Source organism: Sinorhizobium sp. RAC02 (assembly GCF_001713395.1).
Classification (GTDB): domain Bacteria; phylum Pseudomonadota; class Alphaproteobacteria; order Rhizobiales; family Rhizobiaceae; genus Shinella.
On record NZ_CP016452.1, the window covers coordinates 1779809 to 1804926 of the forward strand.

General features: G+C 62.1%; 22 protein-coding genes. 6 read left to right on the top strand and 16 right to left on the bottom strand.

Annotated features, from left to right (window positions below; genetic code table 11):
• Window positions 1-49 precede the first annotated feature (49 nt).
• The gene (locus BSY16_RS29230; RefSeq protein WP_171902497.1) at window positions 50-1192 is read left to right on the top strand and encodes a tetratricopeptide repeat protein; all 1143 of its coding nucleotides are present in this window, start codon (window positions 50-52) and stop codon (window positions 1190-1192) included.
• A 188-nt stretch (window positions 1193-1380) separates the two neighbouring features.
• On the opposite strand, the gene BSY16_RS29235 is transcribed toward BSY16_RS29230, so the two are convergent.
• From BSY16_RS29235 to BSY16_RS29250, 4 genes are all read right to left on the bottom strand, one after another.
• Window positions 1381-2145 (bottom strand): ATP-binding cassette domain-containing protein, encoded by a 765-nt coding sequence (locus BSY16_RS29235; protein ID WP_069063256.1) that lies wholly within the window; start codon window positions 2143-2145, stop codon window positions 1381-1383.
• Window positions 2145-3137, bottom strand: coding sequence for an ABC transporter permease (locus BSY16_RS29240; protein WP_069063257.1), 993 nt, complete (start codon window positions 3135-3137; stop codon window positions 2145-2147). Before BSY16_RS29240 ends, BSY16_RS29235 begins: the two co-directional genes overlap by 1 nt.
• A gap of 92 nt (window positions 3138-3229) precedes the next feature.
• The gene (locus tag BSY16_RS29245) at window positions 3230-4246 is read right to left on the bottom strand and encodes a substrate-binding domain-containing protein (protein ID WP_069063258.1); all 1017 of its coding nucleotides are present in this window, start codon (window positions 4244-4246) and stop codon (window positions 3230-3232) included.
• Between the two features lie 159 nt (window positions 4247-4405).
• Window positions 4406-5971: an FGGY-family carbohydrate kinase gene (locus tag BSY16_RS29250; protein ID WP_286157282.1), complete on the bottom strand. Its 1566-nt coding sequence runs from the start codon at window positions 5969-5971 to the stop codon at window positions 4406-4408.
• 158 nt (window positions 5972-6129) lie between these two features.
• On the opposite strand from BSY16_RS29250, the gene BSY16_RS29255 reads away from it, so the two are divergent.
• Window positions 6130-7359: an ROK family transcriptional regulator gene (locus BSY16_RS29255; protein ID WP_069063260.1), complete on the top strand. Its 1230-nt coding sequence runs from the start codon at window positions 6130-6132 to the stop codon at window positions 7357-7359.
• Between the two features lie 84 nt (window positions 7360-7443).
• Here the strand turns inward: BSY16_RS29255 and BSY16_RS29260 are convergent, their stop codons facing one another.
• Entirely contained in the window at window positions 7444-7662 is a 219-nt protein-coding gene (locus BSY16_RS29260; RefSeq protein WP_150130176.1) for a cyclic nucleotide-binding domain-containing protein, read from the bottom strand.
• Between the two features lie 123 nt (window positions 7663-7785).
• On the opposite strand from BSY16_RS29260, the gene BSY16_RS29265 reads away from it, so the two are divergent.
• The 3 genes from BSY16_RS29265 (at window position 7786) to BSY16_RS29275 (ending at window position 12061) form a co-directional block, all read left to right on the top strand.
• Window positions 7786-10086: a putative bifunctional diguanylate cyclase/phosphodiesterase gene (locus BSY16_RS29265; RefSeq protein ID WP_083243175.1), complete on the top strand. Its 2301-nt coding sequence runs from the start codon at window positions 7786-7788 to the stop codon at window positions 10084-10086.
• 285 nt (window positions 10087-10371) lie between these two features.
• Entirely contained in the window at window positions 10372-10575 is a 204-nt protein-coding gene (locus BSY16_RS29270) for a cold-shock protein (RefSeq protein ID WP_069063263.1), read from the top strand.
• A 394-nt stretch (window positions 10576-10969) separates the two neighbouring features.
• Window positions 10970-12061 carry an extracellular catalytic domain type 1 short-chain-length polyhydroxyalkanoate depolymerase gene (locus BSY16_RS29275; protein WP_069063264.1) on the top strand — a complete coding sequence of 364 codons (1092 nt, stop codon included), beginning with the start codon at window positions 10970-10972 and terminating at the stop codon, window positions 12059-12061.
• Window positions 12062-12381: 320 nt separating this feature from the next.
• On the opposite strand, the gene BSY16_RS29280 is transcribed toward BSY16_RS29275, so the two are convergent.
• The 4 genes from BSY16_RS29280 to BSY16_RS29295 form a co-directional block, all read right to left on the bottom strand.
• Entirely contained in the window at window positions 12382-13056 is a 675-nt protein-coding gene (locus tag BSY16_RS29280; RefSeq protein ID WP_069063265.1) for a spermine/spermidine synthase domain-containing protein, read from the bottom strand.
• A gap of 332 nt (window positions 13057-13388) precedes the next feature.
• A complete protein-coding gene (locus BSY16_RS31770) occupies window positions 13389-13607 on the bottom strand; it encodes an Atu4866 domain-containing protein (RefSeq protein WP_353652383.1) in 219 nt (72 codons plus the stop codon).
• 663 nt (window positions 13608-14270) lie between these two features.
• The gene (locus BSY16_RS29290) at window positions 14271-14726 is read right to left on the bottom strand and encodes a DUF2721 domain-containing protein (protein WP_069063267.1); all 456 of its coding nucleotides are present in this window, start codon (window positions 14724-14726) and stop codon (window positions 14271-14273) included.
• Window positions 14727-14969: 243 nt separating this feature from the next.
• The gene (locus tag BSY16_RS29295; RefSeq protein WP_286157283.1) at window positions 14970-15257 is read right to left on the bottom strand and encodes a hypothetical protein; all 288 of its coding nucleotides are present in this window, start codon (window positions 15255-15257) and stop codon (window positions 14970-14972) included.
• A 242-nt stretch (window positions 15258-15499) separates the two neighbouring features.
• Between BSY16_RS29295 and BSY16_RS29300 the strand changes: the two genes are divergently transcribed.
• Window positions 15500-17713, top strand: coding sequence for an adenylate cyclase (locus BSY16_RS29300; protein ID WP_069063269.1), 2214 nt, complete (start codon window positions 15500-15502; stop codon window positions 17711-17713).
• 232 nt (window positions 17714-17945) lie between these two features.
• On the opposite strand, the gene BSY16_RS29305 is transcribed toward BSY16_RS29300, so the two are convergent.
• From BSY16_RS29305 to BSY16_RS29335, 7 genes are all read right to left on the bottom strand, one after another.
• A complete protein-coding gene (locus tag BSY16_RS29305) occupies window positions 17946-19214 on the bottom strand; it encodes an ABC transporter substrate-binding protein (RefSeq protein ID WP_069063270.1) in 1269 nt (422 codons plus the stop codon).
• Window positions 19215-19625: 411 nt separating this feature from the next.
• Window positions 19626-19886, bottom strand: coding sequence for a hypothetical protein (locus BSY16_RS29310; protein ID WP_150130177.1), 261 nt, complete (start codon window positions 19884-19886; stop codon window positions 19626-19628).
• A gap of 108 nt (window positions 19887-19994) precedes the next feature.
• Window positions 19995-20435, bottom strand: coding sequence for a hypothetical protein (locus BSY16_RS32205; RefSeq protein ID WP_150130178.1), 441 nt, complete (start codon window positions 20433-20435; stop codon window positions 19995-19997).
• Window positions 20436-20451: 16 nt separating this feature from the next.
• Window positions 20452-21348: a 3-hydroxyisobutyrate dehydrogenase gene (gene mmsB, locus BSY16_RS29320; RefSeq protein ID WP_069063273.1), complete on the bottom strand. Its 897-nt coding sequence runs from the start codon at window positions 21346-21348 to the stop codon at window positions 20452-20454.
• Window positions 21345-22463: an enoyl-CoA hydratase/isomerase family protein gene (locus tag BSY16_RS29325; RefSeq protein WP_069063274.1), complete on the bottom strand. Its 1119-nt coding sequence runs from the start codon at window positions 22461-22463 to the stop codon at window positions 21345-21347. The genes mmsB and BSY16_RS29325 overlap by 4 nt, the downstream gene beginning before the upstream one ends.
• Window positions 22447-23835, bottom strand: coding sequence for a dihydrolipoyl dehydrogenase (gene lpdA / locus BSY16_RS29330; protein ID WP_069063275.1), 1389 nt, complete (start codon window positions 23833-23835; stop codon window positions 22447-22449). The genes BSY16_RS29325 and lpdA overlap by 17 nt, the downstream gene beginning before the upstream one ends.
• A 4-nt stretch (window positions 23836-23839) precedes the next feature.
• A complete protein-coding gene (locus tag BSY16_RS29335; RefSeq protein ID WP_069063276.1) occupies window positions 23840-25117 on the bottom strand; it encodes a dihydrolipoamide acetyltransferase family protein in 1278 nt (425 codons plus the stop codon).
• Window position 25118: the final 1 nt, after the last annotated feature.

Sequence of the window (25118 nt, forward strand, 5' to 3'; positions counted from 1 at the left end):
ATTCCTTGAGGCTAGCAGAAACTCGGTAAACGGCTGGAATAGAGACGAGATGACGATCGAACCCATACACCGCGAAACCTTTGTATTGATGCCCAGAGCAGGCTCGAAGAAGCTTGTCGTCATCTTCTCCGCAACGGACAACAAGGCTGGAAAATTCACTTTTTGGAATGTTTCTAAGTCTATCAGCGACAACGTTCTGTTCGTAAACAATGGCAACCGCAACGAATGGTATCAGCATGGGGTCCTCGGGCTCGGGGACACGGCGGAAAAAACGGTTGAAGCCATACGCAACTACGCCCGGCTTGTCGGCGCGGAGAGCTTGTATATGGTCGGCGTAAGCATGGGAGGCGCCGGCGCCCTGTTGCACGGAGCCTTGGCGGGCGCGCAAGTCTTGGCATTTTGTCCGGAGACCTTGATCAATCTGCCGCACAGCCGCTGCAGGAAGTATATGACTCCTGGGACGAAGATCCCCTATCCGGATCTTTCCAAACTGATTACACCAGCTTCAAGGCGCATATATATCGTCTCCGGACAGTCCGACCCCGTCGACATATATTGCGCCTCTACTTTAGAGGGTATTGAGAACGTCGTGGTGAAGACGATCATTGGCGAAGCGCACGCGGTTCAGGTTGCGCTTCACAACCAAAATAAGCTCATCCCACTAATACGTGACTTCGTAAACGACCGGCCGGTTGCCCGCATAGAAGGTGAAGGGAATTATACGAAAATCCCCGGGTTTTCATATGAATACTTTCGCACATATTGCTCCGTGTCCGACAGGGATTGGGCGAGTGCCGAAATGCACGGCAGGAACGCTATTGCATTGAACCCGACTTCAGAGGAGGTAAACTCCATGCTGGGACGAGCACTGATGTCGCTGGGGCGGGCGAATGATGCCTATGCTTTCGTCGCGGCCGCCGCCGCCCTTGCTCCGGACGACATCAATGCCCGGTTTGCGTTTGCGAGTTGCCTGCGCCGGATGGGAGATACAGATCGCTCAGCTCAACTTCACACGCGCCTTACTGTGGATGCTCCTGAGCTTGCGAAATCCTATTATGAGCTTGGAGTTATATACGCCGGGAGGAAGGATAAAAAGAACGCCAAGCTGCACTTTCAAAAAGCGGCGGACCTTGAGCCGGCAAATCCAAAGTATAGCAGCAAAATCAACCCAGTTGCCGAGAAATCGGCATAAGGCCTCCCTTGAGGCGGGTGGTTGCCCTGAGCAATCGCCTCCTCTTTCTGGCTCATCCCCATACAAACCTGACCTCTGGCCAGCAGCCGGTATTTTGGACGCTGAGTTAAGCTGATCTATCCTGTTTTCAAATGTATTCGGGCTGCTATAGCCTCGTGTAGAGTGACAGCGCTTCAGATTTAGAAGGGTCAGGCCACCGTCGCACCCGTCATGATGGCGACGACGTCGTTCATGGAGTGGGTTTTGGGCGTGACCACCGCGGCGCGCCGGCCGAGGCGCATGATGTGGATGCGGTCGGCGATGTCGAAGACGTTCGGCATGTTGTGGCTGATCAGAACGACGGGCAGGCCTCGGTCGCGGATCGAGCGGATGAGTTCCAACACCTGCCCCGTCTCGCGCACGCCGAGCGCCGCCGTCGGCTCGTCCATGATGACCAGCTTACGGGCGAAGAGCGCAGCGCGGGCGACGGCCACCCCCTGCCGTTGGCCGCCCGAAAGCGATTCCACCGGACTGTCGATCGCTGGCAGGCGGAACTTCAGTTCACCCATGGCGCGGCGGGCTTCCTCGCGCATGCCCTTCTTGTCGAGGCGGCGAAAGAGGCTGCCGAGGAGGCCCGGTGCGCGCCATTCCCGGCCAAGGAAGAGATTTGCGGCGATGTCGAGCGCGGGAGCAACGGCAAGATCCTGATAAACCGTCTCGATGCCGGCATGGCGCGCATCGAGCGGCCCGCGGAAATGGACCGGCTCGCCGTCGAGCAGAATTTCGCCGCTCGTCGGGCGCACGGCGCCGGTCAGCGTCTTGATGAGCGTCGACTTGCCGGCACCGTTGTCGCCGACGACAGCAAGGATCTCTCCATCCCGAAGTTCAAAATCGACACCGTCGAGCGCGGTGACATGGCCATAGGTTTTCACCACATTGCGCGCTTCGAGAACCACATGCGGAACGTCGGACATCAGCTCTTCCTCCGGGACATCTGGTCGAGCGCAACGGCGATGATGACGAGGACGCCGGTCACGAGGTCCTGCCAGAGCGGATCGATGCCGGCGAGCGTCAGGCCGTTGCGCAGGACGCCGACGATGAGGGCGCCGATCAGCGTGCCGATGAGCCCACCGCGTCCCCCAAAAAGGCTGGTGCCGCCGATCACCACAGCGGTGATCGAATCGAGGTTGGCGCTCTGCATGGCATTCGGATCGGCATTGGGGATTCGCCCAAGCGCCAGCCACGCGGCGATGCCATAGATGAGGCCGGCGAGCACGTAGACGGACAAGAGGTGACGGCGTACCGGGATACCGACGAGACGGGCGGCTTCGGCGTTGTTGCCGATGGCATAGACGTGGCGCCCCCACTTCGTCTGGTTCAGCAGATACCAGACGACACCATAGAGCGCGAACATGATCAGCACGCCGTAGGTAAGCACGAAGCCGCCGAGCTTCATCGTGTTGCCCGTCCAGGCGAGGAAGGGATCGCGCACCGGGAAGGCGCCGCCTTCCGAGATCAACCGCAGCGCCGCCGTCAGGATACCGAGGATCCCGAGCGTGACGATGAAGGGTGGTAGTCGGAGGCCGCTGACGAGCCCCCCGGCGGCAAGCCCGGCCGCGGTGCAGAGCAGCACGGCAAAGCCCATGGAAAGCACCGGGTCATAACCGAGATTGACCAGCTTGCCCGCGACGATGGTGCCGAGCACGCAGATGGCACCGACGGCGAGATCGATGCCGGCCGTCATGATCACGAGCGTCTGGCCGATCGCCAGGACGCCGATGATGACTGTCTGTTGCAGGATGATCGACAGGTTCTGGGTGGCGAGAAAGCGGGGGTTGGTCAGCGCGAAGATCACGCAGAAGCCGACAAGGACCAGAAGCGGCCCCACCGACGGGGTCCCCAGGATGCGGGCCTTCAGGCTTCGCGGCGTCTCGGCCGGGGAAACGTTGGCTGTGGTCATGGACATCCCGTGCGTCAGGATCGTTTATGCGGGGCCGTTCGCCCGGTCGGGACCGCAGTGGCTCAACGCCTCAAGCGGTCCCGCCGGGAGAAAGGGGATCAGTCACCCCAGCAGTTTTCAAGGCCCCAGGCGGTGTCTTTCGATTCCAGACCCTCGACCGGCTTGTCGGTGATGAGGAAGGAACCTGTGTTGACGAAGCCACTCGGCTTGGTGCCGGACGCGGCATATTCTATCACCGCATCGACGCCCATCGAGGCCATCTTGTAGGGGAACTGCATGACGGTGGCGACAATCTTGCCATCCTTGACGTCGCGCACGCCGGCGCAGCCGCCGTCGATCGAGGTCAGCATCACGTCGCCTTCCTTGCCGAAGGATTTCAGTGCTGCAAAGGCCCCGGCAGCCGCCGGTTCGTTGATCGTGTAAACGGCATTGATTTCGCCGTTCTTGGAGAGCAGGTTCTCCATTCCGACCTGGCCCTTGTCCTGCGCGCCGTTGGTGATTGCCGCGCCCGCAATCGACGGGTCGCCCTCGGCAATGCCGAAACCCTTCAGGTAGCCGTCGTGGCGGAACGTATCGACCGTGCCGCCGGGCGTACCGTCGAGCATGGCGACGACCGCCTTCTTGTCGCCCATCGCCTTGCGGGCATAGGCGCCCTGCTGCACGCCGGCTTCGAAATTGTCAGTGGCGAAGGTGGCGTCGACGGCATCGGCGGGGTCCGTCGCCGTATCGAGCGCGATCACCAGGACGCCCGCCTCGCGAGCCTTCTTGATGACGTCGAGCATGCCGGACGAATTGTTCGGCGTGACCAGGATGCCCTTGGCGCCGGCGCTGATCAGGTCCTCGATGGCGGCGACCTGGCCCTCGTTGTCGCCGTCGAACTTGCCGGCGCGGGCGATCAGCTTGGCGCCCTTCTCGGTGGCGCGGGCCTCCGCGGCCTGGCGCATCTTTACGAAGAAGGGATTGACCTCGGTTTTCGTGACGAGGCCGACGATGACCTCGTCGGCTGCGGCAGCGCCGGGGCCGAACACAAGGCCGAATGCGAGTCCGGCGGCGGCGATGCCGGCCCGCCAGGTGGTAGTTGAATATGCGGATGTGCGAATGCGATGAAACGACATGAAATCCTCCCAAAATTCAACGATGCCGCTGAGCCCTCCCGGCTCTTTCGGCGGGCATGGCCTCTCCTCAAAGGCCAAGGAGATTAGGTCATCTCTTTTGGATAAAGTCAAATAGGAATTACTTATCTTTTGTATATTTTTATGCAAAAAAGAAGAATTTCAGACTGGCGCTCCGCTCTCCAAGCCGCGCAACGCATGCAGAGCCGCGTGCACGCTCTCCCCGCCTGAAAGGCCGCGATAGATATCATAGGCTGCTTGATAGCGCCGTGCCTGCGGCTCGCGCGGAGAAATCCGCTCCACGCTGCGTGCGCCAAAACGTTCGGCGCCTTCGGCATAGCTGGCGACAGTGCCGGCGGCAACCGCACCGTGGATGGCGGCACCAACGGCAGTGGCATTCGCGATCTCGGGCACCTCGACGGGATGGTCGAGCACATCGGCCATGATCTGGATCAGCAGGGGGTTGGCGCGGGCAAGACCGCTCGACATCAACACACGCTCGGGTGCAAGACCGCCGGCCGGGAAGAGATCGAAGATCGCCCGCGCACCAAAACAAAGGCCTTCCATCAGGGCCAGGTAGATTTCGGCCGCCGTCGTCTGACGTGTCAGGCCTGCCAGGAGGCCGGAAAGCATGCCGTCCGCATAGGGCACGCGGTTGCCGCCCAGCCAGTCGAGCGCAACGAGTTTTCCGGCAGCCGGTGCAAGCGCCGCCGCTTCCGCATTATAGGCGCGAAAACTCTCGTCGATATCCGCGCCGCGTGGAAAGGTCCGTGCGAACCAGGCGAGCGTATCGCCGAAGCTCGGCTGGCCGGCCTCGTAACACCAGAGCTGGCGCATGGAGCCGTCGAAGGCGACGCCCTCTATGCCGGGCGGCAGCGGCCGGTAGATGTCGCTGAGATAGAGATAGGCCGCGGAAGTGCCGAGTGCACCGATGAAGGCACCCGGCGTCGTGCCGCCGATCGCCGGCAGCATGACATGGGAATCGATGACGGCGACGGCGACGGTCGCGCGCCCTTCGATGCCCGTCAGGTCGCGCCATTGCGCAGAGAGGGAGCCGGCGGGCGAGCCGACGGCAAGCGGGTTCGCCAGCCGTCGATCGAGATCCGCGACGATGCCCTGCGGATAGCCGGCACCGGCTGAAAACTGCGCTTTGTACGCGGCAAAGCCTAGACCCCGCGCCTCCCGCCCGGTCAATTGCCACACGAGCCAGTCGCCGCTCTCGATGAAGCGGTCCGTCTCGGCCCAGATCGCCGGCGCTTCCGCCGCGATCTGCGCCGCCTTCGCCAGCAGCCACTCGCCGGAAACCCGGCCTCCGAAATTGGCAAGGAACGGATGGGAACGCGCATTGATCGCATCCGCATAGGCCTGTGCATTGTGCTTCCACAATTTGACATAGGCATGCGGCACAGCGGGATGGAGGCGAGAGAGCGGCACGCCGTCGGCGCGCGCGGGCAACGGGGAACTGGCGGTAAAGCCGAGGCCGATGCCCTCAACGACACGTCCGCGCCCGAGCCGCGAAAGAATCTCGAAGGCCGCTTCCGTATAATCCTCGGCGTTCTGAAGGGCGAAGCCGGAAGGCAGGCGGGTCCCGTCTGGCAGCGCCCGGGTCATGATGCCATGCCGATAAGGATGGACATACTGCCCCACCTGCTGTCCGCTCTCGACCTCCACCAGCACGCCGCGCGCGGATTCAGATCCGAAGTCCAGTCCGATGAGATACGTGGTCACGAGGCGCCTTCCCCTACGGTCATTGCCCAATATACACAAATCCATACATAAATTGCAATCTTATGCATTATATTATACATAACTGCCGCCGACACTAAACTGCGGCTTTATCTTGCCTGCCTTTCCCGCTAAACCGATCCGGCAATAGGAGTTTTGCCATGGTGCGGTCGGATGAGGCGCAAGACAGACCAACGCTCGACGGCGCCGGAGGCATCCTGTCCCTGATTGCGGCCGGAAGTGCCGCCTCGCGCGCCGAACTGCTCTCGGCCTCCGGCCTATCGCGGGTAACGGTGACGCAGCGGCTGAACGCGCTGCTTTCCAGCGGGCTTGTGCGTGAGACGGAAAAGACCCTGCCGAGCGGCGGCCGACCAACCCGGGTGCTGGCGATCAACGCGGCAAGCGGCTTCCTGCTGGTCGCCAATATCGGCGAAACCCACATCCATCTCGCCGCCATGGACGCGACGCCGGCGATCCTTTCTCAAACGACGCTGCCTTTTTCAGCGACGAGCGGCCCAGAGGCGACGCTCGCCCAGATCGCCGACGCCTTCGCCGCGCTGGCGGGGGGGGAAGCGGAGGTGACCCACGGCATGTTCCTCGGCATCAGCCTCAGCCTGCCGACGCCGGTGGATTTCAAGCGCGGCTGCGTCGTCGGCCCCTCGGTGCTACCGGGCTGGGACGAGTTCGACATCATCGGCCACCTCAAGGCGCGGTTCGATGTGCCGGTCTATGTCGAAAACGACGTGAACCTCATGACCATCTGTGAGCACAAGCGGCGCTTTCCGGCAGTGGAAGACATGCTCTTCGTGAAAGTCGGCACCGGCATGGGCAGCGGCATGATCGCCGGTGGGCGGTTGTTTCGCGGTGCGCAGGGTGCGGCAGGCGATATCGGCCATATCCAGTTCCTGTCGGAAGACGCGCCGCTCTGCCGCTGCGGCAAGTTCGGCTGCGTGGAGGCGCGCGCCGCCGGTTGGGCCATCGCCCGTGACCTCTCCGCGCGCGGCTTTCGCGCCGAGACGGCCCGCGACGTTATCGATCTCGTCGAGCAGCGCAAACCCGAGGCGCTGATGCTGCTGCGCGCCGCCGGGCGCACGATCGGCGAGGCCATTTCCGACGTAGTCAGCATCATCAATCCGAGCCTGATCGTCATCGGCGGCACCCTGGCACGCGGCGGAGACTTGATACTCTCCGGGATCCGCGAACTCGTCTACCAGCGCTGCCTACCGCTCGCCACGCGCGACCTCTCGATCACGTTGTCAACCGTGCACGAGGACAGCGCTTTGTTCGGCGCCGCCTATCTCTTGCTGGACGACGTCTTTGCCCCCACGAAGATCGATCAACTTCTTGAACGGTACAGCGCCACGATGATGCCGGCCCGCCAAGGCGCATAGCCTTCCATCTGGCGACGATCCACTTGGGTTATTGGCCTTGCTTCTCCAACAGCAGCACGGAGATCGACCTCTTATCGTGAGGCCTTAGTGCCGGGTGCCTATGGCATTGTCCGCGATGATCGAGACGACGCCCTCATGGGGGAAAACCACATGCGTGACAGGCGCGCCGTCTTCGAAAATGACGTCACCGGTGTTCATTGGCCTGACGTCGGCATGCATACGGAAGAACTCCTGGGCCTGCGGCCGGATGGAGTCGAGTATCCTGTTGCGTAGCGGCCCCATAGAATTGTCTTTTTCTTTCAATGGGTCAGCCCCGAATTTATCCGTCAAATTTTCTTAGTAGCCGGATAACCTAAATCAATCCCTAATATAAACACGGCGCCTGCACTGACACGAAGTGCGGCCTGATTACGGCTGGAGTCACCAATGGAAGACCTGCCATCGCATCACCTGTCAGAATACATGCAGCCGTCCGACACATTCAAGCACCGTTCCGACCACGATGATCACGTCAGCGAGAGCCGGATCAGCCACATGATACAGCAAAATGCCGGCTCCCGCACGGACGGCCAAGGGGTCGAGTTGACGAAGCTGCTGGACGCTTATCAGGCCGCGCTCGACCGACACGCCATCGTCGCCGTCACCGACAGGCGAAGTAGGATACTCTCTGCCAACAGGCAATTCTGTGCGGTGAGCGGCTATCGCGAAGAGGAGCTCGTTGGTCAGCCGCACCGTCTCGTCAATTCCGGATACCATCCAGGCGAATTCTTCCAATCCATGTGGAGAACGATCGCCGACGGTCAGGTTTGGCACGGCGAGATCTGCAACCGTGCGAAGGGTGGCAACCTCTATTGGGTCGACACGACCATTGTTCCGCTCATCGGCTTCGACGGGCGCGTGGAGGCCTATATTTCGGTACGCTACGACATCACCAAGCGCAAGGCGGCCGAGCAGGCCCTGCGCGAAGAGGTCGAACGGCGACGCGATGCCGAGGCGCTGCTCGTCGACGTCATGGAGACGGTGCCGGACGGCATTGCTGCCTTCGATGCGAATGACCGCCTCGTTCTCTTCAACCGTTCCTATGCAAATCTTCATGTGCGTTCGGCCGAGGCAATCCGAATTGGAGCCAGTTTCGAGTCCATCCTGCGGCACGGGCTGGAAAACGGCCAATACGTCCTTCCGCGCAAGACGGGCGGGTCCCATCAGGCATGGCTTCGCGCCCGGTTGCGCGCGCACAGCAACCCTGGACGAAGTACAGTGCAGGAGCTGTCCGACGGTCGCTGGATACAAATTCGAGAGCGCCGCTCCACCTCCGGCAATACGGTCGGGACGCGCACCGACATCACCGAGCTGAAGCGTTCGGAATCGGCTATCAAGTTCCTCGCGGAGCACGATCCGCTTACCGGGCTGTTGAACCGGTCGGTGCTTTCCCAACGGCTCGACGAAGCTGTAGCGGCCTGCCGACGCAATCAAACTGGCGGCCTGCTGATGGTCATGGATCTCGACGGCTTCAAAAAGATCAACGATTCCATGGGCCACGCGGCGGGCGATGCCTTGCTCAAGACCGTCGCACAGCGCCTCATGGAGACGCTCCGCCGCTCAGATACCGTAGTTCGGCTCGGCGGCGACGAGTTCGCAGTCATCGTACCGCAGCTCGGCCAGCGCGATAAAATAGACGCGCTCGCACAGCGGTTGCTTGCAGCAATCCAGCGCTCGACCGCGATCCAGCGTCGCACGCTGACGCCGCGGCTCAGTCTCGGCATCGCGCGCTTCCCACAGGACGGTCATACGCTGGAGGCGTTGCTGCGAAAGGCCGACATGGCACTCTATCGGGCCAAAGCCGAGGGCCGCGGCACCTACCGCATCTTCACGCGCGCCATGCGCGCCCATGTCGAACAACGCGGTCGCCTTACCACCGCGCTCACCAAGGCCGTTGCCCGTGGCGCGATCGACATCGCGCTGCAACCGCAGTTCACGCTTTGCGATCGCAAGCTCACGGGCTTCGAGGCGTTGGCGCGCTGGAACCATGAGGGGCGGCCGGTCAGTCCGTCCGACTTCATCGCCATCGCCGAGGAAAGCGGCTTGATAGGCGATCTCGGGAATCAGGTCCTGAACAAGGCCCTCGAAGCGGTCAGCGGTTTGCGGCGGAATGGCATCAAGACAGGTCCGGTCGCGATTAACATCGCCTCGGCACAGATACGGCATGCCGGCTTCATCTCCATGCTTCAAGCGAATGTTCACCGCCACGGCTTGAGACCTGGCGACGTCGAAATCGAACTTACCGAGAACATCCTGCTCGATGAAGCTGGCGATGAGATCGCCAGCACGCTGAAGACATTGCAAAGTGCAGGCTTTTCCATTGCACTAGACGACTTCGGGACTGGCTATGCCTCGCTTTCTCACCTCGGCCGCTTTCCCATTGATCGCATCAAGATAGACCATGGCTTCGTGTCCCGGATAAGCAGCACGCAGGATACCTGTACAATCGTTCGTGCGATCATCGGCCTTGCCCATGCCCTCGGCATGACAGTCGTTGCCGAGGGCATTGAAACGCCTGACCAGTTGGAGCAGCTACTGGCCTATGGTTGTGATTTTGGCCAGGGTTACCTGTTTTCGCCGCCGCTTGCGCCAGACCAGCTGGCGACCTGCTTCCGCCACGGAATGGATTTCGCCCCAACTGCAGCAGTCCTCGGCGGACCTCCCGGCGCGGCCCGACCCAACACTTGATCCTGGTTTGCGGCCATTGCACTCCGGGGCTGAAGGAGAGCCGCGACGCAAACCGCCCGGGAAGGTAGGTCGCGGCAACCGCAGCGGTGCCACTCAACCGTGGGTGAAGTGCATCGCACGATCGCCTTCATCGGAAACGTCCTTTTGTGAAAGGCGAAACGAGAACACCCGACAGGGCGGCGGTTCCCTCCCGCGCATGGTCGTGCGGATGAGGAGTTGCAGGACCGTGAAGCAATGCATAAATTGCGTCCGCGGCGCTAAGGCCGTTCAGATCACGAGGATAGAATGGCAACTGGAACCGTAAAATTTTTCAATCAGGACAAGGGCTTTGGCTTCATCACGCCGGATAGCGGCGGGCCAGACGTATTTGTCCACGTGTCGGCCTTGCAGGCTGGCGGCTCGCTTCAGGACGGCCAAAAGGTCAGCTATGACGTTGGCCAGGACCGCAAGACCGGAAAGTCGAAGGCGGAAAACGTTCACTCGATCTGATCGAGCACCATGTGCGGCCTTGCGATGCCAGATGAGGCGCATCGCAAGGCCGCTACCGTATCAAAGAGCAGCGGGTTCTCGCAGGAAACACCCCGCACTCGCCGCAGCCGCAGATACCTTGCAGCGGTGGTTACAATATGACCGGGATCATCCGACAGCCCCCTCAGTGCCGGTTTCGCCCTGCTACTCCTCGCTTCCGTTCTCGCTGCTCCTGGTGGGTGTCAGCGTGACGAATAGCCTCCTTGATCGCCGAAAGTGTCTGAAACCGCCCCTATCGAGCGGATTCATTTGCTCGGCGCCGAGCGAAGCAGATTTATTGTGCAGCGCAGCAACCATATCTCCATCCAGGGGTTAGAGTGGACGCGCCAGCCCGGCGCGTCACCTGGAGCACCCGATGAGATCCTTATCCGATACACTCGAACGCCTCGCGCGGATGCGGTCGAGCAAACCCACGACACCAACCGCCTCCTCCATCCTGAGAAAGCTCGATCATTTCGGGAGCAACCCCGGCGCCCTGTCAGCCTGGCACCATATACCCAAGCAATTGCCGGTCGCACCGGCCTTGGTGGTCGTGCTGCACGGCTGCACGCAGACCGCCGCCGGCTACGACGCCGGTTCTGGCTGGACCGCGCTGGCCGAGGACGACGGCTTCGTGGTGCTCTTTCCCGAACAGGTTCGGCAGAACAATGCGAACCTGTGCTTCAACTGGTTCAGCGTCGCTGACACGCAGCGCGATCGGGGCGAGGCGCTGTCCATCCGGCAGATGATTGCGACGATGGTCGCTACCCACCCTATCGATGAACGGCGGATCTACATCACTGGCCTCTCGGCGGGCGGCGCGATGGCAAATGCCATGATGGCCTGCTACCCGGACGTGTTTGCGGGTGGCGCCATCATCGCCGGCCTTCCCTATGCTGCCGCTTCGAGCATTCCGGAGGCGTTTGATCGCATGCGCGGTCACGGACTTGCCCCGACCAATGTCGCGCAGACAAGCCTGCGCGCCGCCTCGCGGCATGATGGCGCGTGGCCGACGATTTCCGTCTGGCATGGAGCGAGCGACAAGACGGTGGTTCCCGAAAATGCGGCGGCGATCGTCGCGCAATGGCGCGGCGTGCATGGCCTGGCGGACCACCCGACCGCATCGGAAACATTTAACCGGCATTCCCGATCGGTGTGGCGTGATGCGCACAGCAGGGATGCGATAGAGCTTTACCAGATCTCCGGCATGGGACACGGAACGCCCATCGACGCATCCTCGGGCTATGGCAGGGGCGCACCCTTCATGCTCGATGTCGGCATATCCTCCACGGTAGAGATCGCACGAAACTGGGGCCTTGTCGCCTCCTTCGAGCGTCGCGAAAATACGAGACCCGAAACATCGCGGGAGCAGCCGGCCGCGCGCCAAACGCCGCCAAGCGGCGGCGCTGAAAACAAGATTCAATCAGTCATCGAGAAAGCACTGCGCTCGGCCGGGCTGATGAAATGAGAAGCCGGTCCCCAACCTATCGCACTCTACGTTCCGCCCGGCGGAACGTCATCTCCGCTCGAAGGCTTGTGAGTCCAGCCCACCCGAAAATGTGATCGGATTTTCGAATGTCTGCAGAAAGGACATTGAACGACCTCTTCCTTGAGGCGCGGAAGAAAGAGGTCGGCGTTCAGGGTTCTCAAATCGCTTGAGCGCCGGTCATTATAGGATGCCGTATTGGAGCCCAGAGGTTCTGGCACCGCTGCGAGGCGGCGTGAAATGGACGATGCGCGATGGCTGACGATTGCACCATCCCCGCCCGGCAAGGTTGGGGGGGCGCCCTAGTGCTTGGTCGCCATCCACAGAACATGGCGGGCACCACCGCGCTTGCCATTGGCGCGCACGTTCACCTCGTCGGTAGCAAAGCCTACGTCACGCAACCGGCGTGTAAAAGCGCTATCCGGCGCGGATGACCAGACGCCCAGCACCCCGCCTGCCCGTAGAGCAACCTTAGCGGCACGAAGGCCATTGTGGTTATAGAGGCTGTCGTTGGAGGCGCGCGTCAGGCCATCGGGACCGTTGTCGACATCAAGCAGGATGGCATCGAAGGCGGCCTTCGTCGACCGGATCAGCGCACCGACATCAACGACATGGATCTTGACGCGTGGATCATCGAGTGTGCCGTTGTGGAGATCGGCCATGGGTCCGCGCGCCCAATCGACGATCGCCGGAACGAGCTCCGCGACAACGATATGGGCGTCGTCGGCCAGGGCACCAAGAGCGGCCCGCAACGTGAACCCCATGCCGAGGCCACCGATCAATATGCTGGCGTTTTTCCGACCGGCAATCCGCTCGCAGCCAAGCGTCGCTAGCGCCTCTTCCGAACCGCTCAGCCTGCTGTTCATCAGCTCTGTCGCGCCAAGCATGATGGAAAACTCGCTACCCCGCTGCTTCAGGCGCAGCTCGCCGCCATCACCGGGAATGGGTGCACGATCGAGCTGAATCCAAGGAAGCATCGGCGTATCTCATTGTGTTGTTCAGAGGGCCTCGTAACATGAGTGCCGCACCAAACACATCATATTATTGACGAGCCGGAAAGCAATGAACCGCGCCAGTTCGCGGCTCCTGTGCCGAACAGGAACGGGTGAGCGTTTTCACCCATGCCGCCATCTGGCAGGGCTTTAGTGCCTGGCCTTTGTCAATCGATGCCTACACCCGCTCCATCGTCGGCTGGCGGTTAACCCGGACCGGCGGCCCCACATCACGAAAGCTCGGTTTCTCACAAAAACCCAGGGCGAAGACGACCCGTTTCCGAACCGCCTTCATCTCGAAGCTCCCGCGCATTGTCTCAACGCCTGCGATGCAGGAGCATCCCGGCATGATGGAGTACACCACCGCCAAAATCGCCGTCGGCCGTGAAGCCGGCATCGTCCCGGTACTCGATATGGTTGTCGGAAACGTCATATCGTCCCTGGTAGGCGCTTTCGCGCTGGCCACGCGCCTCGTCATAGCGCCCGTTCGCAAGCAGTTCATGCCGGACGCGTCCCTCCGCGGCTACCCACACCACAGGCCGACATAAGGATGGGCGATGGCGTCCCGCATCACTCGACCCTTCCCAAGAACGTTTCGATGGCTTGCGGCTCTACGACCCAGGCATAGTTGGCTCTGCGCCATCAGTAGGTTCCGGCTGTTTGTCATAGCCACCTCCTCCTTGACGCCACTAGAATCTTTCGGGAGCTTCAAGGCATGCCTCATGGCCCCTCGTCACCACCGGGATGTCGCGCGAAACCGATCAGGAGGTGCACCGCGGGTTCTGCTCGAGGTCATCGTGGAGCAGGTCCGGGTCCAGGTCCTCACCAGTCGTGTGTCAATCGATCATGGCGCGCAATCGTTGGACACCAGCGTCCGGACACTGCAACGGGAATTGAATCGTGGGCACCGATTTTCGCGGATTGTCGAGCGCAACAAGGGTTCCGCGACCCACTGAACTCCCGCAACACACCAACGGCTCGATCACGCCGGTATCGGCCGAATTGGGATATTCGTCTCCAGCCAACTTCGGGCACACTTTCCGAAAGGCAACCAGCCGCGGGCCGTGGGAGTTTCGCTCGACTGTCTCTTGTTGACAGGCCCACATCGACCGTTCGGCAACACGAACGTCACTTGGCAATACCAACTGTTTAGCGAATCTAGACAGCTATGGTCGTCAAAGACCAGGGGATGCGAGCGGTCAATCTTCCTCTATGGCGCCTCGGTCCATTTGCATTTGCCGCACCATGTTTCGTCCCGCGAGCGCCAGTTCAAACAAGAAGACAACGAGCGATCCAATGAGCGAGACGATGGCTCCTCCGAAGAACCAGAAGAGGTTTTCCTGGCGCAATTCGATGGCAAGAGTGCCAGCGAGCAGATTCAAGATCGCGCCGCCCGTGCAAATGCCGGCCACCACGCCAAGCGTCACCGCAACTTCAAGCACAAGTGCCCTTCGCCGCAAATAGGCAAGCTGCGACCGAAAGATCTTGTTTTGCTGCTGCCCACGATCGGTGATCTCGTTCAGCCGGTCCGATACTCTCCCGAGGCGGATGGTATAGATGCTGACAAAGCCTGCGGTGCCGGCCAACAGGAAAACCGGCGCTAAAGACGTTTGGATAACGACGGCAAGGTCACTGACAATCGGCGGTGTATCCATAAGCACTCCTCAGGTGTCCATCGCAGGCATTCCACGTCACCCGGCCTGCGATCAGTTCACGTAGACGACGACGCAGCGGCCGCTGTAGTTCTGGTAGCAGGTGCCTCCACAGCCCGGCGTTGCCGCCAGAGGCCTCGAGATCGACTTTCACCTGTTTCATCTCACTTGTCTTCTTGTCGAGTGGATGTCCGCGAGCATCCCAAAGATTTGGTCGTGTCGCTGGCGACCGCTTCATACCGGCAGTCATTGGTTCTGGCCGGGCTTTCGCCTTCCGAGGCCGAGAGCCTCGCGCAGTTCGGCAACCAGTAGATCGATAAGCTCCAGCCATTCACGGGTTCGCTCTTCGCGCAAATCCTCCGGCGTGGTCTGCGCAACCCTGGAGAGGGCGGCCTTGGCTTCGGCGAGTTCCTGGCAAAGATCGCAGAACGCCTCACTATGGTTCATCAGTCTGCGGATGGCGAGTTCGGCGTGCGGAAACCGGTGCGCCGCAGCGGCAAACGAAAGCTCCTTGCCGATCAGTCTGCCGTTCATCCCCATCACGCCTCTCCGAGCAGCCATAGATTAGGGGGAGCCCTGCAGTACGCCTAGCGAGTTTCTGTAACCTACGTCGTATATTGCGGCGCCGAGCTTGTTGGCGGATGTTTGCCGGGTTCCGAAACCACCCGCGCAAGTAGCGGCTCTCTCTATTGCCGCGCAGACACCGGGTATGTAACCTGTCGCGGAGCGGTGCCTCTGGAACCAGAGACAGCGGTCTATGCAATCGGGGGGTTGCCGTGACTTATCCTGCCGCATTCAGAGCGGGCACGCCGCTTTCCAGCGATGACAGATGCCGCGCCCAACTTGCCCGTATCCTGCGGAGCCCTGATTTTGATGCAACCGATCGCGAACGCCGGTTCCTTGAATACATCATCGAAGAAACGCTGGCCGGGCGGGGCAATCGGATAAAGGCCTATACGATTGCCGTGGGAGTATTCGGCCGGGACAGTGCCTTCGACCCGCAAAACGATCCGATCGTGCGCATCGCCGCCAGCCATCTGCGCCGCGCTCTCGAACGGTATTACCTAATGGCGCCGACGGCGGAAGACGTTTTCATCACAGTCCCCAAAGGAAGCTATGTCCCCACCTTCTCGGTGCTGTCTCCCAGCGACGCTGATGCGCCGGGAGAGGCCAGTGGAAAACAAGGTATATCGGAGCCAAGCACTGACGTGGCTACGCCGGCTCGGCAGACCCCGAGCGACGAGGATGTTCGCGCCCAGGTCGAACGCATCGTTTCAAGCCCGGAGTTCCACAGTGCCGGGCGCGGAGCGACCTTCCTGACTTATATCGTCGAGGAGACACTGGCGGGCCGCGCCCAGCGCATCAAGGGCTATTCGCTCGCGATCGAAGTGTTCAAGCGGGATGAGAGCTTCACGCAGGACGATCCCGTCGTGCGCATAGAGGCGGCACGCCTGCGGCGGGCCCTCGAGCGTTATTATCTGGTGGCCGGCCAGCGCGACCCGCTCAGGATAGACGTTCCCAAAGGCGGCTACGTGCCCGTCTTTCGCTGGAACACCCCGCTGACGGGAGAAGCCGAGCCCGTAGCGGCGCCGGATGCGATACAGCCCGCGACCGTTGCGAGGTGGCGTTACAGCAGCGGTCTGATCGCGGGCCTCATGGCGGTTATCGCCGTCATGGCACTCGCCTACTGGATAGTCGATCGGCCCGGTTCGGTATCGTTTTTCCAGGCCGGAACCGCGTTGGAGGCCGATGGACCCACGCTCGTAGTCGCGCCCTTCGCCAATCTCGGAGAGGGTCCGAACGCCGCCCTTTATGCGCAGGGGATAACGGAAGAGCTCCTGACGGCGCTTCCGCGTTTCAAGGAGATAAACGTGTTTGGTCGAGAGACGTCGAAATCGCTCTCGCCGGATGTCGATGTATCACAGGTCCGCACGGAGCTTGGTGCGGGCTATCTGCTCGCGGGTGGTGTGCGGGCCTCGGGCCACCGCATTCGCGTGACCGTGCGGCTTCTCGACACGTCGGACGGCGCAATCCTGTGGGCGCAGGACTACGACGATGATCTGCAGTCACGCGACCTGTTTGCCATTCAGACCGACATTGCAAACAAGGTTGCCACCGCCGTCGCGCAACCCTACGGCATCATGGCCCGCGCAGATGTCGCCGCGGCGCCGCCCGATGATCTCAGCGCCTACAAATGTACGCTGGACTTCTATGACTATCGCTCGGAACTCAGCGTCGAGCGTCATGCCGAAGTGAGAGAATGTCTTGAGAATGCCGTGGCCCTGTATCCGGGTTACGCGACCGCCTGGGCAATGCTGTCGATCACCTATGTCGACGAAGAGCGTTTCCGGTTCAACCCGAGGGCCGGCACGCCGACGCCCGTGGAGCGGGCACTCCAGGCGGCGCGGCGGGCAACCCAGCTTGATCCGAGCAATACCCGCGGTCTTCAGGCGCTGATGATGGCGTTATTCTTCAACCGGCAGTTCGCTGAGTCGATGCGCTTCGGGGAGCAGGCGCTTGCTACAAACCCCAACGATACCGAGCTTATGGGGGAGTTCGGGACGCGCCTGGCCATAGGCGGGCAATGGCGACGCGGCGCGACACTTCTTGACCGGGCGCTCGCGCTCAATCCCGGCGCCGCCGGCTACTATCATGGAACCCGTGGCCTCTCCGCCTATATGCTGGGCGACTATCCGACCGCCGTCGCCGAGATCAAGCAGGCGGATCTGCAAAAATTCCCGCTCTTTCACATCGTCGCCGCGGTCATCTATGCAGAAGCGGGCATGGACGAGGAAGCCCGCCGAGAGGGCGAGATCTTCGTGCGGATGCGGCCGGACTTTCTGCCCAACCTCACCGCTGAACTTACGCTGAGGAATATCCGACCCATCGACCAGACACGTCTGGTTTCCGGGATCCGCAAGGCCGGATTGCCCGTACCCGATGACGTGGGACCGGGCACCTCCGCCTCGTCAACGACCTCTGGGCTTTGATCGCACTCCGCTGGAAGGTTACCCGACAGGCTGGGGAGTGAACCAGTGGCGCTGCCATCGACGGGAGGTCGCAACCAGGCCGCCATGTTTGAGCCAAAGCTCTCAATTCAAAGACAACGGTACGCCGATCAAAGACAACGGTACGCCGAGCACACAACAGGTTTCGAGTTGCCGCCGGTCTATGAAACAAAAGGTGCCGGGGTAACCGCCCCGGCACTTTGCTTACCTTTCCTCAACGAGCGGCGGCGACGGCGTCGGCCAGTTCGGCGGCGGCATCCGCGGAAGCAAGGTCCGAGTTGAAATGGCGCGTCACCACGTCTGTGATAGCGGCCGTCACCGAGGCGTTGGCAGCGTGGGTGTACGCCACGGTCGGCATTGCAGTGCCGCTCTTCGAGGATGCCGCAAGGTCAGCGACATTCTTGAGTGCGCAGCTGTCGAGACCATCGGTCGGAGCGTTGGAAACCGCGGGGATCGACCCCTTCGCGATGTTGAACTTGAGCTGCACCTGCGGGTCCATGATCGCGTTGGCGAGAATCGCCTGCGCCTTCTTCGCATCGGCGTCGGGTTGCTCGAACATCGAGAAGGAGTTGACCAGGAACACGAAGTCATTGCCGGTTCCGGGCGCGGCAAAGCAGAGGAAGTCAGTCTGCGCCTTCTTGCCTGCATTGGTGAACTCGCCCTTCGACCAGTCGCCCATGATCTGCATGGCCGCCTTGTTCTCGATCACCATGGCGGTCGCGAGGTTCCAGTCGCGACCGGAGAAATTGTCGTCGACCATGCCGCGCAACAGCCGCATCTGGTCGAAGACCTTCACCATCGTCTCGCCGCGCAGCGTGGCATCGTCGAGGTCGACGAACGCTTTGTGGTAGAAGTCCGGCCCGCCAATGCCGAGCGCCACGCTATCGAACAGCGTCACGTCCTGCCAGGGCTGGCCGCCATGGGCGAGCGGCACGATGCCGGCTTCCCAGAATTTGGGCGCCAGCGCATTGAACTCTTCCCAGCTCGTCGGAGGGGTGGCACCGATCTTGTCGAAGGCAGCCTTCGATCCCCAGACCATGTTGACGCGGTGAATATTGGTCGGCGCCGAAACCCAGCGGCCATCGACCTTCGTGAAAGCCTTTACCGCCTCCGGCAGCGCCTCGTCCCATTTCCCCGCTTCCGCGATGTCCTTGAGATCGGCGAGCATGCCGGCCTTCGCCCAATCGATGATGTTGTAGCCCAGCATCAGCATGGCGGCCGGCGGATTGCCGGAGGAGATGCGCGCCTGCAACGCCGTCTTTGCCTGGTCGCCACCACCACCGGCGATCGGCGCATCGATCCAGCTCACGCCCTCCGCCTCGACCTTCTTCTTGACCTCGGCAAGCGCGGCCGCCTCACCGCCCGCTGTCCAGAAATGCATGACCTCGACGCTCGGCTCGGCCCGGGCGATCAAGGCCGGAAAAAGCACGGCAAAACCCATCGCGGCTGCGCGCAGCAGCCCCGTTCTGACCTGTTTCTGCATGTGAACGTTTCCTCCCCAGGTTTTGCGCTCCCTGACGCACCGCACCGGACCTGAAACCGGACGGTGACGTGATTAGGACTGCCCGGAACCGCGCGAGGATCCTCCCATCACGCAGGCAGCGGCATCCTGTTTCGAAGCTATAATTGGAACGTTCCAATAAATCAAGCCGCCCGAGACCACTTGCTCATTTGATCATCATGAAGTTATCTGTGGTAATTCGCCATTTCTTGGCGGTAAGTATGGGCGAAGCATCCGCTTCGGCATAGAAATTGGAACGTTCTAGTAAAACTGCGAAAAATAGCCTTGTCTTTGCGGGTCGGCCAGAAGCCACTGGCACCACCCACTTGGCATGGACAGCATTGTACTGAAGTGAGGGTGAACCCTTGGGTTAAATCGAGATGGACCCGTCGGTCAAAACAGCCCTAGTTTCGCGAGAAGGGGTGCTGGAAAACAGGCTTTCAATTTCGCTACATCTGCTGCGGCGACAACCATCTCGCCTTCCATCCAGATATCGTATTCCATCTCGATGCGCATGCCGTCCCGCTCAAGCACCGCCCAACTGTGGTCAAGGCCGCCACCCGTTTCGACACGCCATCCCTCGTCCCGCAATGCAGATATAGCCGCGTACCAGACGTCTTTGGGGATCTCAAAACAGTGAATTCGTTCGGACACCTCGTCCCCCCGTGGCAACTCGTCGCGATATCACTCGTTAACAGGGCCGGTCCGCCATATCACCCTACCGTGTCGCGGCTGAAACGAATTCCGTGGAAATCATTGACATCAATGGCGAACGGCCGAGCGACCGGTGGGGAATCCGCCTACGATTTCTGTCCTAGCGAAGGGCACACAATGCGCATTCTTCTCCTTCTTGCCTCTCTGATCGTCGGAACGATTGCCGGCATCTACCTGTTCGGTGTGATCTGGCGAACCACCGCTCCGGAAGGTTCCATGGCGATGATCGTTGGCGGAGGGACGCCGGTCGTCCTTGGCGCTTTGACGTTTCTCGGCACGAAGAATACCGATGGCCAAAGGCCAAGCCTGCACAATGTGCGGACGTGGTTTGCGCTCCTGGGCATAGCGGCGGCCGCGGCAGGGCTCTTCCTGCTCTTGATTGTCGCTATTTTCCTGACGGTTCAGCGCGGCTAGAAGCTTGGCCGCCTGGTCCGCGACGGCCGCGGATGACGGCGCGGTCATCCGCTTGACGCTGATCGGTTTCTCCACCGAAGCCCCTTTTCAGCTACTCGGAGGCGGCCATCGACTTGCCCCGCAACATATTGATGATGCTGGAAAAATCCTGCGCGCCAAATCCCTCGTCGGAAAAGAGCTGGTAGAGCAGCGCGGCCTTCGCGCCGAGTGGCGTCATGGCACCTGTCTCTTCTGCCGCCGCCTGCGAAAGCTTCAGGTCCTTCAGCATCAGCGCCGCGGCGAAACCGGGTATGTAATCGCGGTTGGCCGGCGAGGTCGGGACGGGGCCGGGCACCGGGCAATAGGTGGTCAGCGACCAGCACTGGCCCGACGAGACGGAGGCAACGTCGAACAGCGCCTGATGCGACAGGCCAAGCCGTTCGCCGAGCACGAAGGCCTCGCCCACGGCGATCATGCTGATGCCGAGGATCATGTTGTTGCAGATCTTTGCCGCCTGGCCGGCGGATGCATCGCCGCAATGGATGATCTTCTTGCCCATCGCCTCGAAAACCAGCCTTGCGCCAGCAAAGACCGCCGTATCGCCCCCCACCATGAAGGTCAGTGTTCCGGCCGAAGCGCCACCCGTGCCGCCGGAGACGGGCGCATCGAGCGCGGGACAACCATGCGCCTCAGCCAGCGCGTGGGCCTTGCGGGCACTGTCCATGTCGATGGTGGAGCAATCGATGAGCAGCGTGCCCGAAGGCACGATGGCGACCAGTTCCTGCCAGACCGCAAGCACATGCGCGCCGGCCGGCAGCATGGTGATCACGAGATCGGCGCCGGAAACCGCCTCCGTGACCGACGCCATGGTCGAAATGCCGTTCGCCCGGGCGAGTTCGAGCGAGGCCGGCGACAGGTCGAAACCGCGTACAGCATGGCCGGCTTTGGCAAGATTGGCAGCCATGGGGCCACCCATATGGCCGAGACCGATGAATGCGATGGCGTTCATGTCCGTTCTCCTTTCCCTGCTTCCTCGGCAAACAGCGGCTTTGCCGATGGCTCGAAGAAGGCAGCGATATCCTGCTCTGTGACGTCGTCCAATTGCGCCGGCCGCCACTGCGGATTGCGATCCTTGTCGACAACTGCGGCCCGTACGCCTTCATAGAAATCATGGCTGCGAAGCACGGCCGCCGTGGCGGCGAACTCCCGCTCCAGGCACGCCTCAAGCGCGCTTTCTCGACGCCCGAGGCGAAGCAGGCGCAATGTTACCTTCAGGCTGAGCGGCGACTTCGTCCGCAAGACGCCGAGCGTCCTTTCCGCAAAGCTCGATCCATCCTGCGCGAGCGCCTCCAGGATTTCCTCGACCGTGTCGAAGGCAAAAAGGCGATCGATCAGCGGCTGCTGTGCTGCCATCAGCGCCGGTGGCGGCGGATCCGCAAAGGCGCCAATCGTTGCCGAGACGTCGGCCCTCGAGGCGGATGCCGGCAGGCGGGACAGTTCTTCGGCCAATGCCGGCAACCTATCGGAAGGGATGTAGCCGTCGGCGAGACCGAAGGCGATCGCGTCACCGGCCGTCAGCTGTTCGCCGGTCAGGGCGGCGTAGGTACCAAGTTCATTCTGCTGGCGCGTGAGGAACCACGAGGCACCGACATCCGGGAAAAAGCCGATACCGGTCTCGGGCATGGCGAAGCGCGTCCGCTCTGTGACGACGCGGTGGCTGCCATAGATCGAAACCCCGACACCGCCACCCATGACGATGCCGTCCATGAAGGCAATATAGGGTTTTTCGAGCCGGCGAAGGCGCGCGTTCATGCGGTACTCCTCGCGCCAGAAATCGACGGGCTCTTGCGAGCCGGCCTTGCCGCCGTCGTAGATCATTCGGATATCGCCGCCGGCGCACAACCCACGCTCGCCCTCTCCGGAGATGAGCATAGCGGCGACGTCAGGATCAGCTTCGAACACGTCCAGCGCTTTCTCGATATCGCGGACCATCGAGAGGGTCAGGCTGTTGAGCGCCTTCGGCCGATTGAGCCGGATCCGCCCAAGCGCGCCGGTGCGGCCGGTGAGGGTCTGCGGCTGGGGAGCAGCGTCGAACGGCTTTGCGGCGTCAGATGTGGAGGGCATGGCCAAGGGCTTTCAATGCGGCTTCCTGCAGGCCTTCGCTGCGGGTCGGATGAGCATGGATGGTGCCGGCGATGTCTTCCAGCCGCGCCCCCATTTCGAGCGCCAACGAGAAGGCGCTGGAGAGTTCGGAAACCCCGGCACCGACTGCCTGCAGGCCAAGCACGAGGTTCGTGTCCGCACGCGCCACGGCGCGCACGAAACCATCTTCCGACTGGGTCGTCATGGCGCGTCCATTGGCATTGAGGGGAAAGAGGCCGACGCGGACCTCATAACCCTGGGCACGGGCCTCGTCGGGGGATACGCCCGCGGAGACGATCTCGGGATCGGTAAAGCAGACGGCGGGGATGGCCCGCTTGTCCCAGGCGCGTTTGCGGCCGGCGACGATTTCCGCCACCATTTCACCCTGTGCCATGGCGCGGTGCGCCAGCATCGGCTCGCCGGTAACATCACCGATCGCGTAGACACCGCGCATGGAGGTTCGGCAGCGCTCATCGATGCGGATGAAGCGGCCGACGCGATCAAGGTCGAGTTCTTCAAGGCCCCACCCTTCGGTACGCGGCTTGCGCCCGATGGTGACGAGTACCTTGTCCGCAGCAATCCGCTCCTCCTTGCCAGAGGCAGTCTCGATCACCAGCGCCTCTCCGGAGTACGCCTTCGCCTTTGCGCCGGTCACGACACGCACGCCAAGTTCGTTCAGGCGTTTGGCGACCGGCTTGACGAGTTCGGCGTCGTACTGCGGCAGGATCTGTGCCAGCGCCTCGACCACCGTCACCTGTGCACCCATCTTGGCAAAGGCGGCACCGAGTTCCAGACCGATATAGCCGCCGCCCACGACGGCGAGCGTTTCGGGAACGCTTGCAAGCGACAACGCCTCGGTGGACGAGAGGACCGCGCCGCCGAAGGGCAGCGACGGCAGCGCGACCGGTTCGGAGCCGGTCGCGATCACCACCGTTTCGGCACGAATGACCTGAGTTCCGGTCTCGGTCTCGACCTCGACGGTCTTGCCATCGCGGAACCGCGCCCGCCCGTGCACGATCTTGACCTTGGCCTTGCGCAGCAGGCCAAGCACGCCGCTGTTCAGCCGGCCGACAATGCCGTCCTTCCAGCGGATTGTCTGGGCAAGGTCGAGTTTCGGTGCCTCGACCGTGATCCCGAGCGCGTTGGGGCTCGTCATGTGACGGACCTTGTCGAACTCTTCGGCGGCATGGATCAGCGCCTTGGAGGGGATGCAGCCGACGTTCAGGCAGGTACCACCAGCCTTCGTCATTTCGACGATCACCGTATCGACGCCGAGCTGGCCGGCGCGGATGGCGCAGATGTATCCGCCCGGGCCGGCACCGATGACGAGAAGCTTGCAGACGATCTCTTTCATGTCATCAGCCTTCGATGAAGATCAGTGCGGGGGTTTCGATGAGCGCCTTGATCCGCTGGATGAAAACCGCCGCGTCCCAGCCGTCGACGATCCGGTGGTCGAAGCTCGACGACAGGTTCATGATCTTGCGCGGGATGAACTGGGTGCCATCCCAGACAGGCCGCATCAGGATCTTGTTGACGCCGACGATCGCCACTTCCGGGTGGTTGATGATCGGCGTCGTGACGATGCCGCCGAGTGCACCGAGCGAGGTGATGGTGATCGTGGAGCCGGACAGTTCTTCGCGTGCGGCAGTGCCGTTGCGAGCGGCATCGGAGAGGCGCGTGAGTTCGGCGGCGCTGTCCCAGATCGACCGGGCCTCCGCATGGCGCACCACCGGCACCATCAGGCCGGACGGCGTCTGCGTGGCGATACCGATATGCACGGCACTGTAGCGGGTGACGATACCGGCATCGTCGTCGAAGGTGGCGTTGACACCCGGCTGTTCGCCAAGCGTCTTGACCAGCGCCCGCATCAGGAACGGCAGGATGGTGAGTTTCGGCTGGTCGGGCTTGCGGCCGGCATTCATCGTCGCGCGCAGGTCCTCGAGATCGGTGACATCCACCTCCTCGACATAGGTGATGTGGGGAATGCGCGAGCTTGCAAGCCGCATTTTTTCCGCGATGCGGCGGCGCAGGCCCGTGACCTTGATTTCTTCCGTGGCGGTCTTGCGGGCAAGGCCGGCCGGCACGGCTACAGGCTGCGCACCGCGTGCAACAAACTGGTCGAGGTCGTCATGGGTGATGCGGCCCGCCGGGCCCGTGGCCGACACCTGGCGCAGATCGACACCGGCCTCCTGCGCCCGCAACCGGACGGCAGGCGACGCCAGCGGCCGCTCCACCGGTTCACGGATGGCACGACGCCCGGCCGGCTTTTCCGGCTCGACAGCTTTTGCTTCGGCTATCGGCTTCGCTTCGACAGGCTTGTTCAGAACCGGTTCGGCCTTCGCAAGCGCCTCTGTCGCCGCAGGCAAGGGCTCTTCGGCCGCAGTCCCGCCCTCTCCCGCGATTTCGATGCGCAGAAGCGGTGCCTTGACGGCGACAATATCGCCGATTTCGGCACCGAGCCACAGCACGACGCCATCGACCGGGGAGGGAATCTCCACCGTCGCCTTGTCGGTCATCACGGCGGCGAGCACCATGTCCTCGCGCACCGGGTCGCCCGGCTTGACGTGCCATTCGACCAGCTCGGCCTCGGCAACACCTTCGCCCACATCGGGCATCTTGATGACGAACTCGCCCATC

Coding starts and splice junctions, on each gene's coding strand:
- BSY16_RS29325 (WP_069063274.1), bottom strand. CDS start 22,463: ATGCCCTCCACATCTGACGCCGCAAAGCCGTTCGACGCTGCTCCCCAG.
- BSY16_RS29265 (WP_083243175.1), top strand. CDS start 7,786: ATGGAAGACCTGCCATCGCATCACCTGTCAGAATACATGCAGCCGTCC.
- BSY16_RS29275 (WP_069063264.1), top strand. CDS start 10,970: ATGAGATCCTTATCCGATACACTCGAACGCCTCGCGCGGATGCGGTCG.
- BSY16_RS29280 (WP_069063265.1), bottom strand. CDS start 13,056: ATGCTTCCTTGGATTCAGCTCGATCGTGCACCCATTCCCGGTGATGGC.
- BSY16_RS29230 (WP_171902497.1), top strand. CDS start 50: ATGACGATCGAACCCATACACCGCGAAACCTTTGTATTGATGCCCAGA.
- BSY16_RS29295 (WP_286157283.1), bottom strand. CDS start 15,257: ATGAACGGCAGACTGATCGGCAAGGAGCTTTCGTTTGCCGCTGCGGCG.
- BSY16_RS29270 (WP_069063263.1), top strand. CDS start 10,372: ATGGCAACTGGAACCGTAAAATTTTTCAATCAGGACAAGGGCTTTGGC.
- BSY16_RS29235 (WP_069063256.1), bottom strand. CDS start 2,145: ATGTCCGACGTTCCGCATGTGGTTCTCGAAGCGCGCAATGTGGTGAAA.
- lpdA (WP_069063275.1), bottom strand. CDS start 23,835: ATGAAAGAGATCGTCTGCAAGCTTCTCGTCATCGGTGCCGGCCCGGGC.
- BSY16_RS29245 (WP_069063258.1), bottom strand. CDS start 4,246: ATGTCGTTTCATCGCATTCGCACATCCGCATATTCAACTACCACCTGG.
- BSY16_RS29255 (WP_069063260.1), top strand. CDS start 6,130: ATGGTGCGGTCGGATGAGGCGCAAGACAGACCAACGCTCGACGGCGCC.
- BSY16_RS29240 (WP_069063257.1), bottom strand. CDS start 3,137: ATGTCCATGACCACAGCCAACGTTTCCCCGGCCGAGACGCCGCGAAGC.
- BSY16_RS29305 (WP_069063270.1), bottom strand. CDS start 19,214: ATGCAGAAACAGGTCAGAACGGGGCTGCTGCGCGCAGCCGCGATGGGT.
- BSY16_RS29335 (WP_069063276.1), bottom strand. CDS start 25,117: ATGGGCGAGTTCGTCATCAAGATGCCCGATGTGGGCGAAGGTGTTGCC.
- BSY16_RS29290 (WP_069063267.1), bottom strand. CDS start 14,726: ATGGATACACCGCCGATTGTCAGTGACCTTGCCGTCGTTATCCAAACG.
- mmsB (WP_069063273.1), bottom strand. CDS start 21,348: ATGAACGCCATCGCATTCATCGGTCTCGGCCATATGGGTGGCCCCATG.